This window comes from Sphingomonas sp., from assembly GCF_026460985.1.
GTDB lineage: Bacteria > Pseudomonadota > Alphaproteobacteria > Sphingomonadales > Sphingomonadaceae > Sphingomonas.
Window position 1 is genome coordinate 1 of sequence record NZ_JAPKNM010000100.1, and the last position, 15,421, is coordinate 15,421.

Below are 15,421 nucleotides of genomic sequence, written 5' to 3' on the forward strand. Positions count from 1 at the left end.
GGATCGGCGTCTGGAACTCGGTGAAGCCCTGATCGATCATCCGGCGGCGCAGCGACGCGATGACGTTCGAGCGGAGCAGGATGTTCTTGTGGAGCCGCTCGCGGCGCAGGTCGAGGAAGCGATAGCGCAGGCGGATGTCCTCGGGATATTCGGCCTCGCCGAACACCGGGAGCGGCAGCTCCTGCGCGGGGCTCTGGACGGTCACCTCGGCGGCGCGGACCTCGATCTCGCCGGTCGGTAGGTTCGGGTTCACGACGCTGGCGTCGCGCGCGATGACCTTGCCTGTCACGGTCACGACCGATTCACTGCGCAACGATTCGATCACTGCGAAGGCCGGGCCGCTGACGTCGGTGACGATCTGGGTGATGCCGTAGTGGTCGCGCAGGTCGATGAAGACCAGGTCGCCATGGTCGCGCTTGCGGTGCACCCAGCCCGAGAGGCGGACTTCCTCACCGACATTGGCGGCGCGGAGCTGGGCGCAGGTATGCGAGCGGTAGGCGTGCATGATTTTCAACTTTTGCGTGAGGGATCGACAGTCGCGTGCGCTTCTCGTCAGCGCAGGCGCTTTGTCAAGCTTCGCGCCGCCGGGCTCAGATGGTCAGGCCGAGATGATCGAGCGTGGCGCAGGCGAACAGCCGCCGATGCGCGAACTGGGGCAGCAGCTGGTCACGCACCGCCTTCCAGCGGACGAGATCGTCGCCGAAGTCGTGCGCGACGCGCGCGGCATCGAGCTTGTTGAACTTGCCCCAATGGCGCGTGAACGGGATATGCTTCGCTTCGAGCGTCTCGAGCATGGTGACGAAGGCGCGCTCGGTGCCGCTGCCGCCCGGCCCGTCGCAATCGATTCCCGCGACATGCTCCCAGCGCGCCGGCGAGAGCAGCCCCGGCCCGCCCTTGAGGAAGCGCAGCGTCATCACGGTCGATCCGCCGGCGCCGCTGAAGCCCTTGCGCATGACGTCGAACACTTCCGGAAGCCTCGAGCGCTCGCAGAACACCGATCCGGTGAACAGTTCGGCGAGCGGCCGGTGCGTCTCGGTGGTCTCGCCCCAGGTTCCGTAGACCTTGGGATCGCTGGCGGACGTCCCCTTCCCCACCCCCAGCTTCATGATCGTCTGCAGGATCCACCCGCGCGCCCAGGGGAAATTGCGCAGCAGCCAGCCGAGCATCGAGAAGGCGTCATAGGCCGCGCCAAGCTGGGCGTGCGTCGCTGCCGGATAGCCTTGGTGCCAATCCTCTCGAAACAGCAGCCGCACCACCGCCTTGCGCTTGAACGGCGCGATCGGGTTGGTGATCACCATCACGAAATAGGGCTCCTCGTCGACGCCGTGCTTGGCGGCGAAGGCGCGGAACTCGCCGCGCGCCAGCTTGCCGAGATCCTCCTCGCTGAAATCGACCACCTGGAAAATCGGCCGCACGAGGTAGCGCGGCACGGTCTCGATCACCATCGCGGTGACCACGCCCAGCGAGCCCATCGCGACCTGCGCGGCGGCGAATGCCGCGTCGTCGCGCAGTGGCGTCGAGCCCGTGGCGGCGATGAAAGCGTCGCGCATCAGCCCGGCTGCGGGCTCGATCCAGTGGATGCCGTCGGGCGTGACGATCTGGACGGCGCGAACATGGTCCTGGATGCCGCCCGCTTCGATCACCGAGCCGTGCGTGCCGGTCGCACAGGCCCCCGCCAGCGTCTGGCCGTTGCTCGCGCCGGTCGAACGCAGGCTGCGCTGTATGTCGCATTCGAGTCGGTCGTTGATCTCGTCGATCTGCGTGCCGGCTTCCACGAGGAGCAGCGCCCCGGGATCGATCGTTGCAGTGGGCGCGAGATGCTCCGCGGCGATCCGGAAGCAGCGGTTGAAGCGCCGCGTATTGAGCATCCAGCCCTGCTGGACGATCTGGATGTTCGAAGGCGACCAGGCGCCGCCGACGGGCCGCACAGGGACCTGCTCCGCGAGTGCCTTGCGCAGCCAAAGCTGGACCGCCAGTGCTCCTTCCGCGAGGTCCTCGCGGCCGGTGGGCGCGCCGGCGCTGCGCAGCGCCCAGCGCTTGCGCAAATGCGCGCAGTCGGTCCGGTGATAGTTCCACCAGACATCGTCCTTGCCGACCTCGTTGATCGGGATCTCGATGATCGGCATCACGCGTCTCCCAGCGGATGCTGGCCGGCATTGCCGCGCCACGAGACGCTGACGCGCCGCACGAAGCCGAAGGTGACGATCGACAGCAGCATCTGCGCGCGCGTCGCGTAGAGGCGTATGTCGGCGAAGCCTTCCCCCGCCACTTCGGCCTTGAAGCTGCGGCTGCTCTCGCTTGCGAAGCCCCAGCCGAGGATGGTGATCACCACGGTCTGGTCATCGAGCGGGCGCGGGTTTTCAATCGACAGGTAATAATCGGCCGTGCCGGCGAGAAACTGTCCCACGACGACGAGCGCCGCGGCAATAGCGATGACGCACGCGATAGACATGGATCGGCCCTCCCCTCGAACGATATGCTCGCACCTGAGTCAGAACCTTGCTGATATTCGGGCGTCAGCGGCGCCCCACCTTGATATCAGCAAGCGGCGTCTTTGTCATCGTGAACCGATGGACCCGCACGCTCCAATCTTCGCTTTAAATCCAATGTTCTGGCTTCGCTTTGCCGAAGATGCGATCGGGAATGCAGAAAAACGCACCGATATTCGCACGAGGCCGCACGCCCTCTTTGTCAACGCGCTCTGGTGGCGCTATGGGCCCCCGATGCATATCCATGGCCTGATCGAGGACTCCGCCGCCCTCGCCAATCTCTGCTCCCGCTTCGCGAACAAGCCGTACATCTGCGTGGACACCGAGTTCATGCGCGAGAACAGCTATTGGCCCGAGCTCTGCCTGATCCAGATCGCCGACGACGAGGAAGCCGCGGCGATCGATCCGATGGGTGGAATCGACATGCAGCCCTTGCTCGACCTGCTCGTCGACAATGAGGACGTGCTCAAGGTCTTCCACGCCGGCGGCCAGGACATCGAGATCGTCTACAACCTCACCGGCAAGACGCCCCACCCGCTGTTCGACACCCAAGTCGCGGCGATGGCGCTCGGCCAGGGCGAACAGATCGGCTATTCTAACCTCGTCGACACCTATCTCGGCATCACCGTCGACAAGGGCGCGCGTTTCACCGACTGGAGCCGCCGCCCGCTCGACAAGCGCCAGATCGATTACGCGATCTGCGACGTCACCTATCTCTCGCAGATATTCCCCAAGATGCTCGACAAGCTGCGCAAGACCGGGCGCGGCGCCTGGCTCGACCAGGAGATGGAGCGGCTCGCCGATCCCGAGAACTACCGCAACGATCCCGATCAGGCATGGCAGCGCGTCCGCGTCTCCAGCCGCAAGCCCGAGGTGCTCGGGCGCCTGAAGGCGCTGGGGCGGTGGCGCGAGCTCGAGGCGCAGGGCAAGGACCTGCCGCGCGGCCGCATCATCAAGGACGAGACGCTTGCCGACCTCGCCGGCAACCCGCCGCGCAAGCAGGCCGATCTCGCCCGGGTCCGCGGCCTCTCCCCAGCCTGGGGCGGCAACGATATCGGCGGGCGACTGATGGCGGCGATCGAGGGCGCCAAGCCGATGTCCGCCGCCGAGCTGCCCCCGCGCGACGATCGCAAGCCTGCGCTGGGCAAGGACGGCGCGCTCGTCGCCGACCTGCTCAAGCTGCTGCTCAAGATCCGCGCCAAGGAGATCAACGTCGCCGCGCGGCTGCTCGCCCGCTCGGACGATCTCGAAGCCCTCGCGGCCGGCGTGCGCGAGGATCTTTCGATCCTCGAGGGCTGGCGCTTCGAGCAGTTCGGCCGCGACGCGCTGCAGTTGGTCGAGGGTCAGCTTGGGTTCACCGTCCGAAATGGTAAGCTCAAGATGACCCGAACCGAGGAGCCGTCGTCATGATCCGCCTCGCTTTTCCGCTAGCCTTGCTCGCCACCGGCGGGTGCCAGCAGCCTTCCGCGCCCGAACCCACGCCGCCCCCACCGGGCAAGTGCGTCGCCGACGGCCTAGCCGGCCTGACCGGCAAGACCAAAAGCGAAGCCGTGACCAAGGAGGCGCTGCGGCTGTCCGGCGCCAAGACGATCCGCTGGATCGCGCCGGGGATGGCGGTGACGATGGACTATCGCGAGGACCGGCTGAACCTCGACACCGACGAAAAGGGCAAGATCGTCCGCGCGCATTGCGGGTGAGCCGCCGCTAGACTTCCAGCACCGGCTCCCTGCCGAACGCTACCGCCAACGCCTTGTGGCGCTTCTCGACCGCCTCGCCGTAGAGCGCCTCGTCGTGCGGCTGGAGCGAGAGCGCCAGCGTTCCGTCCTCGAGCGCCACGTGCGAGCGCCGGAGCGGTGCCGCAACGCCGCCGCTCAGCCGCTGCCCGAGCCGGATCGCGAGCCCCCAGCGCCGCGCATGCGCCAGCGCTTCGGCATCCGCGAGGCTCTCCAGCGGCTCGGGGCAGCCGAGCCCGCCGCCGAGTGCAGTGTACAGCGCCTGGGCGAGCACCGCCCGTCCCGCCGAGTCGATCGCCACCCAATTGCCGTGCAGCGCGATCTCCATGCCGCGCTCAGCGCGGAACTCCGGGTTGGCACGCCAGCCGACATCGGCGAGCAGGCAGGCGGTGTGGCGCAGCCGGGCAAGCTCGGGCGCGTCGTTGAACAGGGGGGCGATCCAGGCGTCGATCACGTCGCCATGCTCGGGGAAGCGGCCCGAGCGTTCGCCCTCGTCGCGCGCCGCGGCGATGAGCGGGTCCTCGCGCCGCTGCTCGGCGCTGAGCCGCTGGTAGAGCAACCCTTCGCGCAGCCCATAGGCCGAGACCACGCCGCCGCTGCTCCCTAGATGCTTGAGCACGCTGAGCAGCAGCGCGGTCGCATCGGGCAGCGTCGGGATGCGCGCGCCCGAAATGTCCGGGATCGCCTTCAACTCGGCGCGGGGCATATCGGCGAGGAGCCGCTGGAGCTCGCCGATATGATCGAGTGGGATCGGATATTGCTGCACCACCGGCAGCGGATAGCCGGTGCGGTGCATGTCGAGCCGCGCGAGCGCGCGCCAGGAGCCGCCGACCAGATAGAGCGGTAGTCCTTTGCCGCGCCCGCTCCAGCCCGATTCGGCGAACAGCTTTGCCACGCGCCGGTCGAGCGCCCCCTTGCCCTCGGCACGGATCACGCCGAGCCGCAGCACGCCGAGCGGGAAGGACACGCGATCGGTGACCGTGCCCGCGACGACGCGCACCAGTTCCAGGCTGCCGCCGCCCAGGTCGCCGACGACGCCGTCCGCCTCGGGAATGCCCGAAAGCACGCCCAGGCCCGAAGCGGTCGCCTCCTCCATGCCGGAGAGCAGCTCGACCTCGAGCCCGAGCGCTTCGGCCGCGCGGATCAGCTCGCCGCCATTGGACGCGTCGCGCACCGCCGCGGTCGCCACAGTGCGGAGTTCGGTGACCCGCATCTCGCGCGCGAGCGCGCCGAACCGCGCCAGCGCCGAACGCGCCCGTGCCAGCCCGGCCTTGTCGATCGCGCCTGTCTCGCTCAGCGAGCGCCCCAGCCCCGCCATCACCTTTTCGTTGAACAGCACCGCGGGCAGCCGCGCCGCGCCCTCATAGACCACGAGACGCACCGAGTTCGATCCGATGTCGATGATCGCGGTGCGCGCCTTGGCCGGCGCGGCCCGTTGCTCCGACTTGCGGAGGAGCGTCGCCATGGGCTCAGCTCTCCTTCTTCGGCGCGCGCCGCCGCTTGAGCGACAGCTTGGGTACCGGCTTGCGCTTGGCGAGCGCGGCGCCGCGCCCGGAAAGCGACGGGTTGGTCATGAAATAGCGGTGCAGGTTGAACGGTTCGGCCCCGGGCTCGGCGCGGATATAGCGACCGTCGGGCTGGAGTTGCCAGCTCTGCTCGTCATCGAGCAGGTTCGCCACCATCACCTGGTCGAGCACCTGGTCGTGCACCGTCTTGTTGAGGATCGGTAGCATGAACTCGACGCGACGATCGAAGTTGCGCGGCATCCAGTCGGCCGAGGAGATGAACAGCTTGGCGCCGTCGCTCGGCAGCCCCTTGCCGTTGCCGAAGGCCCAGATGCGGCTGTGCTCGAGGAAGCGCCCGACGATCGACTTGACGCGGATATTCTCGGAAAGCCCGGGCACGCCGGGGCGCAGGCAGCAGATGCCGCGAATGATCAGGTCGATCTCCACCCCGGCGGCGCTCGCTTCGTAGAGCTTCTCGATCACCGCCGGATCGACGATCGAGTTCATCTTCGCCCAGATCGCGCCGGGCCGCCCCGCGCTCGCATGGCCGATCTCTGCATCGATCAGCGCTACCAGCTGGTTGCGCAGGTCGCGCGGGCTGATGGCGAGCAGCTCGAGCCCCGCCGGCTCGACATAGCCGGTGACGTAGTTGAAGATCTGCGCCGCATCGCGCCCCACGCGCGGATCGGCGGTGAAGAAGCTGAGGTCGGTGTAGATGCGCGCGGTGATCGGGTGGTAGTTGCCCGTCCCGAAGTGGCAATAGGTGCGATAGGCATTGCCCTCGCGCCGCACGACCATCGATACCTTGGCGTGCGTCTTCCAGTCGATGAAGCCGTAGACGACCTGCACCCCGGCGCGCTCGAGCGCGGTCGCCCAATAGAGGTTCTGCTCTTCGTCGAAGCGTGCCTTCAATTCGACGACAGCGGTCACCGACTTGCCCGCCTCCGCTGCCGCGATCAGCGCGTTGATCACCGCGGGCTGCTTGCCTGCGCGGTAGAGCGTCTGCTTGATCGCGACGACGTCGGGGTCGCTCGCCGCCTGCCCCAGGAAGGATAGCACGACGTCGAACGTCTCGTATGGGTGGTGGACGACGATGTCCTTGGCGCGGATCGCGGCGAAGCAATCGCCGCCATATTCGCGGATCCGCTCCGGGAAGCGCGGCGAATAGGGCGTGAACTTGAGGTCAGGCCGGTCCTCGTCGACCAGCTTCGAAAGATCGCCGATGCCGATGAATCCGCCGGTCTCGGTGAGCAGCGCCTCGGAGCCGCCGAGCTCTTCCTTGAGCACCGCTTCGAGGTCTGGGGCGATGCCCTCTTCCATCTCGAGACGGATCACGCGCCCCCGGCGGCGGCGCTTGATCGCCGAGCGGAAGGTGAGGACGAGATCCTCGGCCTCTTCCTCGATCTCGATGTCGCTGTCGCGCAGCACCCGGAACGCCGCCGATCCGAGTACGTCGTAACCGGGGAAGAGCAGATGCGTGAAGCGCTTGAGCAGCACCTCCACCGCCACGTAGCGCGCCGGATTGCCGGGCAGGCGGACGAAGCGCGGCATCGTCGTCGGCAGCAGCACGAGCTCGCGGATCGGCTCGCGGTCCGATCGCCGGACGAGATCGAAGATCACGCTCGATCCCTGGTTCGGGATGAACGGGAACGGGTGCGCCGGATCGAGCGCCTGCGGGGTGAGGATCGGGAAGATCTGCTCGCGGAAATGGTTCTCGAGCCAGGCCTCGGTCTTGCCTTCGATCTCGCCGGATTCGAGGACGTGGATGCCCACCTCCCCCAATTGAACGCGGATGTCGTGCCACACGCTCTGCTGGCTGTCGGCGAGGATCTCGGCCTCGTCGGAGATCGCGGCGAGCTGCTGGCCGGGGGTGAGACCGTCGGCCGAATGCGCCTCGATGCGCTGGAGCTGCTGGCCCATCAGGCCGGCGACGCGCACCATGAAGAACTCGTCGAAGTTCGAGCCTGAGATCGAGAGGAAGCGCAGCCGCTCGAGCAGCGGATGCGCGGGGTTGCACGCCTCCTCCATCACGCGGCGGTTGAAGGCGAGCCAGCTCAGCTCGCGATTGAAATAACGCTTATCCGGCCCGGCCGGTTGATCGGTCATCGAAACGCCCTCTGCGACCTGTTCTACTGCTGTCTTGGTCATCGCCCTAGGGTTCGTCCGTTTCGGTTATGAGACCATTTGCCGCGAGCACGGCGCGCACCGCCGGGATCGACAACCGGTCGCCCGCTTCCGATTCGAGCGCATCGGCAACGCGCAGGATGGCCACATGGCTGCGCTCGATCCTTTTTGCCAGCCAGGCGACCAGATCGGGCCTGGCATGGAGCAGATGCCGTTCGAAGGCGTGTTCGATCAGCTGTGGCATCAGCACGTCGTCGGGAGGTCCGATCTCGAGCAGCGGAGAAGCGGCCAGCCGCGAGCGCAGGTCGGGCAGCTTGACGTCCCAGGCCGGCGGCGCGGCCTCGGCGACGATCAGCAGCGGGCGGCGTTCCTGCTGCGCCTGGTTCCAGGCGTGGAAGACGTCGGCCTCGCGCGCGCGATCGGCATCGTCGAAGATGCGCCCGCCGCTCTTCGCGGCGAACACCCGCGCGAGCAGGCTGCGGCCCGATTTGCGCGGGCCCGTCAGCAGCGCCGACATCACCGGCCAGGTCGCCCAATGCTCGAGCTGGTGCACCGCGCGCGCGTTCGATTCGCCGACAAGGAACTCCGTCTCGCACGCGTCGGGCAGGCCGAGCGGCAGGCGCAGCTGGCTCATTTTGCCGCCGGACTGCTCGTCGCCTGAGGCGCTGGCGAGGCGGCGGGCGCCCTTGCGCCGCGGCGGATGAGGAGCACGCCCGGCCCCTCCTGCACCTGCCAGCCGCGGCCCTCGAGCGCGGCGCGCAGGCTCGATTGCGATCCGTCATAAGTGACGCGCATCACCGAGATGCCGCCCAGCGCGAGACTGGTGGTCGCCGCCGAGCGTACGCCCGGCACGCCGCGCACCGCCGCCTCGGACGCCGTGAGCGCGGCTGCGCTCGGCGTCTCGACCTGCACGGTGTAGCTCGCGGTCGCCGCGCTGCTGGCGGTGGGCGTCGGCGTGGGCGTCTCCAGGGCTGCGGCCTCCGCGGCGAGCTCCTCGGCGGTCTTGACCCGTGGCGGCCGTGTCGCGAGCAGCGCGTCGGTGCGCAGCAGCCCCGATGCGAGCGCCTTCTGATAGGCCTGGTCGAGCCGCTGGATGCCCGCGTCGAGCAGCGCGTCGAGCGAATCGCCATTGTCGACGCGCAACGCGAAGCTGGTGATGGGGCGGCGGTCGGGCCCATGGTTGGCGGCGAACACCCCGACGATCGGCCCACCCGGATATTCGCGGCGGAGTTGCACCTCGGCGACGAGCACGTCGGAGGCGCCGTACTGGTCGAGCACCGTCCGCCACCAGTTGCGCCCGCGCCGCAGCGTCTGCCCGGCATTGATCAGCATCGCGTCGGGTCCGGTGCCGCGCAGCCGGACATAGTCGATCGTGCTGCCGCCGCTCCTGAAGCGGTTCCACGCGCGCGACCAGGCCGTCTCGCGTTCGAACACTCGGCCGACTCCGCCCGAGAATTCGAGCGGCACCAGCAGCATCGGCGGCGAGCGCGTCACCACGGTCGAGACGCCGAGGATGCCCCCGGCCTTGGCGCGGTCGAACAAGACGCCGAGCCGTGCGATGTAGCGCGTCGGGCCGATCTGCTCGCGCTCGACGACGATTCCCGTCACCAGCGCGTCGAGCGCCGAATCGCCGAGCGTCGATTTCTTGCCCGTGAGCCGTTCGGAGAGCATCTCCCAGCCCTTGCGCTGGGCGAGCCGCCACCCGCCCTGCCGTGCGGCATCGGCATCCTTGCCCTTCACGTCGACCTGGACGCCCGAGACCTCGAAGCTGCCCGAGGCGTCGATCGGCACCGCGCTGGCGCCCCCGCCCTGCCCTTGCGCGACGACTACGCCCGCCCCCGCAAGTGCGAGCGCGCCGGCCAGACCGATGGTGAGCGAAAAGCGGGACAGCTGCATGCGGCCGCCCTTTTGGCGAAGCGGGCGGGGAAATCCAAGTGGCGATTGAGCAATGTCCCTGCCCCGTTCGTGCTGAGCTTGTCGAAGCACCGTTCTTCGCCTTCGTTTCAAGAAAGAACTGCCCTTCGACAGGCTCAGGGCGAACGGGGATGTTTCCGTTTTGGCAAGTCGGCGCTAAGCGGCTGCGCATGAGCGAACCCAAAGGTTACACCTACGCCCAGGCGGGCGTCTCGATCGCGGCCGGAAACGCGCTGGTGCGCGCCATTGGCCCGCTGGCCAAATCCACCCGACGGCCCGGCGCCGATGCCGCGCTCGGCGGCTTTGGCGGGGTGTTCGACCTCAAGGCTGCGGGATTCAGCGATCCGCTGCTCGTCGCCGCCAATGACGGCGTCGGCACCAAGCTCAAGCTTGCGATCGAGCATGATGCGCATGACGGCGTCGGCGTGGATCTCGTCGCGATGTGCGCCAACGATCTGATCGTCCAGGGCGCCGAGCCCTTGTTCTTTCTCGATTATTACGCCAGCGGGAAGCTCGTCCCCGAGACCGCCGAGCGCGTCATCGCCTCGATCGCCGAGGGCTGCCGCCAGGCCGGCTGTGCGCTGATCGGCGGCGAGACCGCCGAGATGCCGGGCATGTATGCCGAAGGCGATTACGACCTCGCCGGCTTCTGCGTCGGCGCGGTCGAGCGCGAGCAGTTGCTCGACGGCAGCGCGATCCGCCCGGGCAACGTGCTGCTCGGCCTCGCCTCGACCGGCGTCCACTCCAACGGCTTCTCGCTCGTCCGCCGACTCGCCGCCGACAAGGGCTGGAAGCTCGACCGGCCGGCGCTGTTCGACCAGGATGTGCGGATGATCGACGCGCTGATGGCGCCGACGCGCATCTATGTCGCGAGCCTGCTCCCCCAGCTCCGCAAGCGCGTGATTCGTGGGCTCGCGCACATCACCGGCGGCGGGCTGCTCGAGAATGTGCCCCGCGTGCTCCCCGAGAATTGCCATGCCCGTATCGACGCCGTCGCCTGGCCGCTGCCGCGACTGATGGCGTTCCTCCAGGCGCAGGGCAATATCGAGCCGGAGGAGATGGCGCGTACCTTCAATTGCGGGATCGGCATGGTCGCCGCGGTGGCGGCGGAGGACGCCGAAAGGGTGGCCGCCGAGCTGACCGCCGCGGGCGAGACCGTATTCCGCATCGGCACGGTCGAGGAAGGCCGGCGCGGCTGCACCGTGTTCGGCCCCGCCGAGACGTGGAGCGCCCGCGCGCCCTGGTCCGCCACGCACAATGACTAGGCGCAAGCTCGGGATCCTCATCTCCGGCCGCGGTTCGAACATGGCCTCGCTGGTCGAGGCCGCCCGCGCCGAAGATTGCCCCTACGAAGTCGCCCTCGTCGCGAGCGACAAGCCCGAGGCGCCGGGCCTCGCCTGGGCGGACACGCAGGGGATCGCCACCTTCGCCCAATCGCCCAAGGGCATGCCCAAGGCCGAGTACGAAGCGAGGATCGACGCCGCGCTCCGCGAAGCCGGCGTCGAGGCGATCGCCCTTGCCGGCTATATGCGCCTCCTCTCGGATGATTTCGTGCACGCCTGGCGGGGCCGGATCGTCAACATCCACCCGTCGCTGCTCCCCAAATACAAGGGCCTCGACACCCACCAGCGCGCGCTCGACGCGGGCGACGCGCTCGCAGGCTGCTCGGTGCACATCGTCACCGAGGAGCTCGACGGCGGCGAACTGCTCGGCCAGGTCGAGGTGCCCGTGCTCCCCGGCGACACCGCCGACAGCCTCGCCACGCGCGTGCTCGCGGAGGAACATCGCCTCTATCCCCGGGTTGTCGCCGAATGGCTGAACCGCTGAGCCCGCTCGACCAGGTCCGCAGCCTCGCGCTCGACCTCCCCGAAGCCGAGGAGCGCCCCAGCCACGGCCAGCCGACCTTCTTCGTCGCCGGCAAGATGTTCGCCCAGTTCCGCCACGACCATCATGGCGACGGCCGCACCATCGTCGCGGTCAAGACCGCCGATGCCGAGGAAGCGCGCATGCTGATCGAGGCGGCGCCGGACAATTATTCGCGCGTCGCCTATTTCCGCGCCGAATGGGTCGGCCTCGCGATCGGCGGCGAGGATGTCGACTGGGCGCATATCGGCGACCGCATCGCACGGAGCTGGGAGCTTGCAGCACCACGCCGCCTGCTCGAGGCCGGCGGGCGCTGACGGAACGGGCGCCCCGCTGCCGAGTTTCTCCCGCACGATCGCGCCAGCGCAACCAGCGCGAAAGGGAGAGTGCCAGATGCCCGAGCCCGCACCGCATCAGCCCGCAGGTGGAGCAGGAATCGCCACCGCCGAGGAAGGCCTGGTCTTGCTCGACGGTCCGAATGGCGTCGCGGTCGCGATGACGCCCGAAGCTGCCGAGCAGACCGGCCGCAGCCTGATCGCCGCCGCCGAGGAAGCCGCCAGCCAGCGCGGCAGCGAGGCGCATCCGAGCTAGCCCCTTGCCCATCCCCCATCGGCCCCGCGATAAGGGGCGCACATGATCAAGGTCGCCAGCTACAATATGCGCAAGTCGATCGGCACCGATCGGCGGCGCAGGCCCGAGCGCACGCTGCAGGTGCTGTGCGAAGTCGATGCCGACGTCATCGCGTTGCAGGAGGCCGACCGCCGCTTCGGCACGCGCGAGGCGGTACTCACCGGGCATTTGCTCGCCGAGCATGGCGACTGGAAGCCGATTCCCTTCGGGATGCGCGCGCGCTCGATGGGCTGGCACGGCAACGCATTGCTCGTCCGCAGGGATGCGCAGGTCCTCGATTGCGAGGCGATCCACTTGCCCGCGCTCGAGCCGCGCGGCGCGGTGATGGCCGATGTCCGCGTGCATGGGCAGATGCTCCGCGTGGTCGGCATGCATCTCGACCTGTCCGGCCTGTGGCGCCGCCGCCAAGCCCATGCGATCATCGCGCACCTCCAGGCGAGCGCGCGCCAATATCCGACGGTGCTGATGGGCGACCTCAACGAATGGACTCCGCAGAGCGGCTGCCTGCGCGATTTCGCCCAGCATTATCAGTTCGCCGCCACCGGCAAGAGCTTCCATGCCCGCCGCCCGATGGCGCGGCTCGACCGGATCATGGTCAGCCGCGATCTCGAGATCCAGGGCGCGGGCGTGCATGAGAGCCTGAACTCGCGCACCGCGTCGGATCATTTGCCCATCTGGGCCGAGGTCCGGCCGGCCTGATGTCCGAGATCCGCGACAAGGAGCTGCGGCTCGCGCTCGTCTGCTATGGCGGCATCAGCCTCGCCGTCTACATGCACGGCATCACCAAGGAGATCTGGCGACTCGCCCGCGCCAGCTGCGCCGCGCGCGAGGGCGAGGAAGGCAATGGCGTCTATCGCCTGCTGCTCGACGAGATCCGTGAGGCTTCGGGGGTCAATTTACGCGTGCTGGTCGACATCCTGTCGGGCGCCAGCGCGGGCGGGATCAACGCGGTGTTCCTCGCGCAGGCCATTTCCACCGGCCAGTCGCTCGATCCACTCACCGATCTGTGGATCGAGCATGCCGATGTCGAGGCGCTGCTCGAGCCGCGCCAGGCGCCGGCGCACCGCTTCGCCAAGATCTGGGCGACGCCGATCGCGTGGATCGTCGCCAATCGCAGCAAGACGATCGACGCGACGGTCGCCCCCGCGGCCCGCGAGGAGGTTCGCCTCAAGCTCGAGCGCTTCGTGCGCTCGCGCTGGTTCGAGCCGCCCTTCGGGGGCAAGCGACTGCTCGGCATGCTGCTCGACGCCTTCGATGCAATGGCGCAGGGGCCGCGCTACAAACGCCTGCTCCCGCATGGCCAGCCGCTCGACCTGTTCGTCACCGTCACCGATTTCCGCGGCCATGCCGAGGAGCTCCGCCTCAATTCGCCGCCGCACGTGATCGAGACCGAGCACCGGCTGGTCTTTCACTTCGCCGATCACGGCGCCGAGGACGCGGCATTTGCCAACCCGGCCGGGCTGGCCTTCGCGGCGCGTGCGACGTCGAGCTTCCCCGGCGCCTTCCCACCTGCGACGGTCGAGGAGATGGATGGCTTCCTCGCCGAACGCGGCACCGCCTGGCCCGATCGCGACGAATTCCTCGAGTGCATGCTGCCCCAGCAATGGTCGGACAATCGCGCCGAGAAGGCGATCCTGATCGACGGCTCGGTGCTCGCCAACGCGCCCTTCCGTCCCGCGATCGACGCCCTTCGCGAACGCCCCGCACGCCGCCAGATCGATCGCCGCTTCGTGTTCATCGATCCCGCGCCGGGAATGCGCTTCGACTTCTACGGTACGCCACAGGAGAAGCCCGGCTTCTTCCAGACGATCATCGGCGCCCTCTCCGAGCTACCCCGCGAGCAGCCGATCCGCGACAATCTCGAAGCGATCTCGGCGCGTTCGGACCGGATCGAGCGCATGCTCGCCATGATCACCGAAATCCGCGCCGAAGTGGAAACGCAAGTCGAGTCGCTGTTCGGCTATACGCTGTGGCTCGACTTCCCGACCTCCAAGCGCCTTTCAGCGTGGCGCCGCCGCGCGCAGGTCGCCGCGGCCGCCAAGGCGGGATACGGCCACACCGCCTACGGGCTTCTCAAGGTCGACGGGGCGATCGACCGGATAACGCGGCTGCTCTACACGATCGGCGATCGCCACGGCCCCGAGCGGCTGCGCGAGATCCGCGAGGCGGTCGCCCACGCGGTCCAGGCGCGCGGCGCCGACCGCTTCGGCGCGACGCTCTCGAACGGCGCGAGCCCGCAGACGCTCGATTTCCTCCGCGCGCACGACCTCGGCTTCCGTATCCGCCGGCTGCGGCTGCTCGCCAGGCGGCTGAGCGAGATCGACCTGCCAAGCTCGCACGCCGAGCTGCCGCCGATGCGCGAGGCGATCTACGAATCGCTCGCCGCCTATCTCGAGCTCAAGCGCACGGACAATTTCGCCGATCTGCGCGGCGCGGTGCGCGACATGACCGACGATGCCGGGCCGATCCTCGACCTGCTCGCCGAGCGCATGCAGCTCCGCGCGCTCGACGGCGAGACCGATGCCCGCCTCTCGGCCGGTTTCAGCGCGCTGTCGAAGGAACTGCGCCGGCCGATGCTGCTCGCGCATCTCGGCTTCCCCTTCTTCGACATCGCCACTTTGCCTCTGCTCCAGGGCGAGGGCATGGACGAGTTCGATCCGATCCGCGTCGATCGCATCTCGCCGGACGACGCCTGCGCGATCCGCTCGGGCGGCGCGGCGGCGACGCTCAAGGGCATCCAGTTCAACAGCTTCGGCGCCTTCTTCAGCCGTGCCTATCGCGAGAACGACTATCTTTGGGGCCGCCTCCACGGTGCCGACCGGCTGATCGACATCGTCCTCTCCACGCTCCGCTTCGAGGACCGGCTCGCCGAGGACCGCGTAGCCGCGATCAAGCGCAGCGCCTTCCACGCGATCCTCGACGAGGAGGAGGCGCGGCTGACGGCGATCCCGGGGCTTTTCGCGGAGCTCCGCGCGGAAATTGGGTAACTCCTTCTCCCCTTGTGGGAGAAGGAAGGGGCCCGCTCGCGAAGCGAGTGGGAAGGATGAGGGGGACATGAGTCCCACTCCCCCTCACCCTTCCGCCGACTAAAGTCGGCTCCCTCCCTCTCCCACAAGGGGAGAGGGAGTTGGCAAACCGATCGCGGTGCGACTATCGTCCTCCC

Annotated in this window: 15 protein-coding genes; 8 read left to right on the forward strand and 7 right to left on the reverse strand. The window is 68.5% G+C overall.

What is annotated here, in order from left to right; all coding sequences use genetic code 11:
* From MT490_RS16415 to MT490_RS16425, 3 genes are all read right to left on the reverse strand, one after another.
* Positions 1-505, reverse strand: a 505-nt coding sequence (locus tag MT490_RS16415) for an OB-fold nucleic acid binding domain-containing protein (protein ID WP_297390139.1), incomplete at its 3' end; no start/stop codon positions are given.
* Positions 506-590: 85 nt separating this feature from the next.
* On the reverse strand, positions 591-2,126 hold the full coding sequence (locus MT490_RS16420) for an FAD-binding oxidoreductase (protein ID WP_297390142.1): 1,536 nt from the start codon (positions 2,124-2,126) through the stop codon (positions 591-593).
* Positions 2,126-2,452 carry a hypothetical protein gene (locus MT490_RS16425; RefSeq protein ID WP_297390145.1) on the reverse strand — a complete coding sequence of 109 codons (327 nt, stop codon included), beginning with the start codon at positions 2,450-2,452 and terminating at the stop codon, positions 2,126-2,128. Before MT490_RS16425 ends, MT490_RS16420 begins: the two co-directional genes overlap by 1 nt.
* 271 nt (positions 2,453-2,723) lie before the next feature.
* On the opposite strand from MT490_RS16425, the gene rnd reads away from it, so the two are divergent.
* Positions 2,724-3,899: a ribonuclease D gene (rnd, locus tag MT490_RS16430; protein ID WP_297390148.1), complete on the forward strand. Its 1,176-nt coding sequence runs from the start codon at positions 2,724-2,726 to the stop codon at positions 3,897-3,899.
* On the forward strand, positions 3,896-4,186 hold the full coding sequence (locus MT490_RS16435) for an I78 family peptidase inhibitor (RefSeq protein WP_297390150.1): 291 nt from the start codon (positions 3,896-3,898) through the stop codon (positions 4,184-4,186). The genes rnd and MT490_RS16435 overlap by 4 nt, the downstream gene beginning before the upstream one ends.
* A 7-nt stretch (positions 4,187-4,193) precedes the next feature.
* On the opposite strand, the gene MT490_RS16440 is transcribed toward MT490_RS16435, so the two are convergent.
* From MT490_RS16440 to MT490_RS16455, 4 genes are read right to left on the reverse strand one after another with little or no spacing between them, the layout of a single operon-like run.
* Positions 4,194-5,687 carry a Ppx/GppA family phosphatase gene (locus MT490_RS16440; protein ID WP_297390154.1) on the reverse strand — a complete coding sequence of 498 codons (1,494 nt, stop codon included), beginning with the start codon at positions 5,685-5,687 and terminating at the stop codon, positions 4,194-4,196.
* A gap of 4 nt (positions 5,688-5,691) precedes the next feature.
* Positions 5,692-7,833, reverse strand: a complete 2,142-nt coding sequence (locus MT490_RS16445; protein ID WP_297390156.1) for an RNA degradosome polyphosphate kinase — start codon at positions 7,831-7,833, stop codon at positions 5,692-5,694.
* Between the two features lie 46 nt (positions 7,834-7,879).
* On the reverse strand, positions 7,880-8,485 hold the full coding sequence (locus MT490_RS16450) for a chromosomal replication initiator DnaA (RefSeq protein ID WP_297390158.1): 606 nt from the start codon (positions 8,483-8,485) through the stop codon (positions 7,880-7,882).
* Positions 8,482-9,747, reverse strand: a complete 1,266-nt coding sequence (locus tag MT490_RS16455; RefSeq protein ID WP_297390162.1) for a heavy-metal-associated domain-containing protein — start codon at positions 9,745-9,747, stop codon at positions 8,482-8,484. Before MT490_RS16455 ends, MT490_RS16450 begins: the two co-directional genes overlap by 4 nt.
* 188 nt (positions 9,748-9,935) lie before the next feature.
* Here MT490_RS16455 and purM point away from each other — a divergent pair, with 188 nt between their 5' ends.
* From purM to MT490_RS16485, 6 genes are all read left to right on the forward strand, one after another.
* A complete protein-coding gene (purM, locus tag MT490_RS16460) occupies positions 9,936-11,030 on the forward strand; it encodes a phosphoribosylformylglycinamidine cyclo-ligase (RefSeq protein ID WP_297390164.1) in 1,095 nt (364 codons plus the stop codon).
* Positions 11,023-11,592 (forward strand): phosphoribosylglycinamide formyltransferase, encoded by a 570-nt coding sequence (purN, locus tag MT490_RS16465; RefSeq protein WP_297390167.1) that lies wholly within the window; start codon positions 11,023-11,025, stop codon positions 11,590-11,592. Before purM ends, purN begins: the two co-directional genes overlap by 8 nt.
* Positions 11,577-11,945: an MmcQ/YjbR family DNA-binding protein gene (locus MT490_RS16470; RefSeq protein WP_297390168.1), complete on the forward strand. Its 369-nt coding sequence runs from the start codon at positions 11,577-11,579 to the stop codon at positions 11,943-11,945. The genes purN and MT490_RS16470 overlap by 16 nt, the downstream gene beginning before the upstream one ends.
* Before the next feature lie 76 nt (positions 11,946-12,021).
* Positions 12,022-12,219: a hypothetical protein gene (locus MT490_RS16475; protein WP_297390171.1), complete on the forward strand. Its 198-nt coding sequence runs from the start codon at positions 12,022-12,024 to the stop codon at positions 12,217-12,219.
* A gap of 42 nt (positions 12,220-12,261) precedes the next feature.
* Entirely contained in the window at positions 12,262-12,957 is a 696-nt protein-coding gene (locus tag MT490_RS16480; RefSeq protein ID WP_297390173.1) for an endonuclease/exonuclease/phosphatase family protein, read from the forward strand.
* Positions 12,957-15,245, forward strand: coding sequence for a patatin-like protein (locus tag MT490_RS16485; protein WP_297390176.1), 2,289 nt, complete (start codon positions 12,957-12,959; stop codon positions 15,243-15,245). The genes MT490_RS16480 and MT490_RS16485 overlap by 1 nt, the downstream gene beginning before the upstream one ends.
* Positions 15,246-15,421 lie beyond the last annotated feature (176 nt).

Coding starts and splice junctions, on each gene's coding strand:
- MT490_RS16485 (WP_297390176.1), top strand. CDS start 12,957: ATGTCCGAGATCCGCGACAAGGAGCTGCGGCTCGCGCTCGTCTGCTAT.
- MT490_RS16455 (WP_297390162.1), bottom strand. CDS start 9,747: ATGCAGCTGTCCCGCTTTTCGCTCACCATCGGTCTGGCCGGCGCGCTC.
- rnd (WP_297390148.1), top strand. CDS start 2,724: ATGCATATCCATGGCCTGATCGAGGACTCCGCCGCCCTCGCCAATCTC.
- MT490_RS16420 (WP_297390142.1), bottom strand. CDS start 2,126: ATGCCGATCATCGAGATCCCGATCAACGAGGTCGGCAAGGACGATGTC.
- MT490_RS16440 (WP_297390154.1), bottom strand. CDS start 5,687: ATGGCGACGCTCCTCCGCAAGTCGGAGCAACGGGCCGCGCCGGCCAAG.
- MT490_RS16475 (WP_297390171.1), top strand. CDS start 12,022: ATGCCCGAGCCCGCACCGCATCAGCCCGCAGGTGGAGCAGGAATCGCC.
- MT490_RS16470 (WP_297390168.1), top strand. CDS start 11,577: ATGGCTGAACCGCTGAGCCCGCTCGACCAGGTCCGCAGCCTCGCGCTC.
- MT490_RS16435 (WP_297390150.1), top strand. CDS start 3,896: ATGATCCGCCTCGCTTTTCCGCTAGCCTTGCTCGCCACCGGCGGGTGC.
- purN (WP_297390167.1), top strand. CDS start 11,023: ATGACTAGGCGCAAGCTCGGGATCCTCATCTCCGGCCGCGGTTCGAAC.
- MT490_RS16425 (WP_297390145.1), bottom strand. CDS start 2,452: ATGTCTATCGCGTGCGTCATCGCTATTGCCGCGGCGCTCGTCGTCGTG.
- MT490_RS16480 (WP_297390173.1), top strand. CDS start 12,262: ATGATCAAGGTCGCCAGCTACAATATGCGCAAGTCGATCGGCACCGAT.
- MT490_RS16445 (WP_297390156.1), bottom strand. CDS start 7,833: ATGACCGATCAACCGGCCGGGCCGGATAAGCGTTATTTCAATCGCGAG.
- purM (WP_297390164.1), top strand. CDS start 9,936: ATGAGCGAACCCAAAGGTTACACCTACGCCCAGGCGGGCGTCTCGATC.
- MT490_RS16450 (WP_297390158.1), bottom strand. CDS start 8,485: ATGAGCCAGCTGCGCCTGCCGCTCGGCCTGCCCGACGCGTGCGAGACG.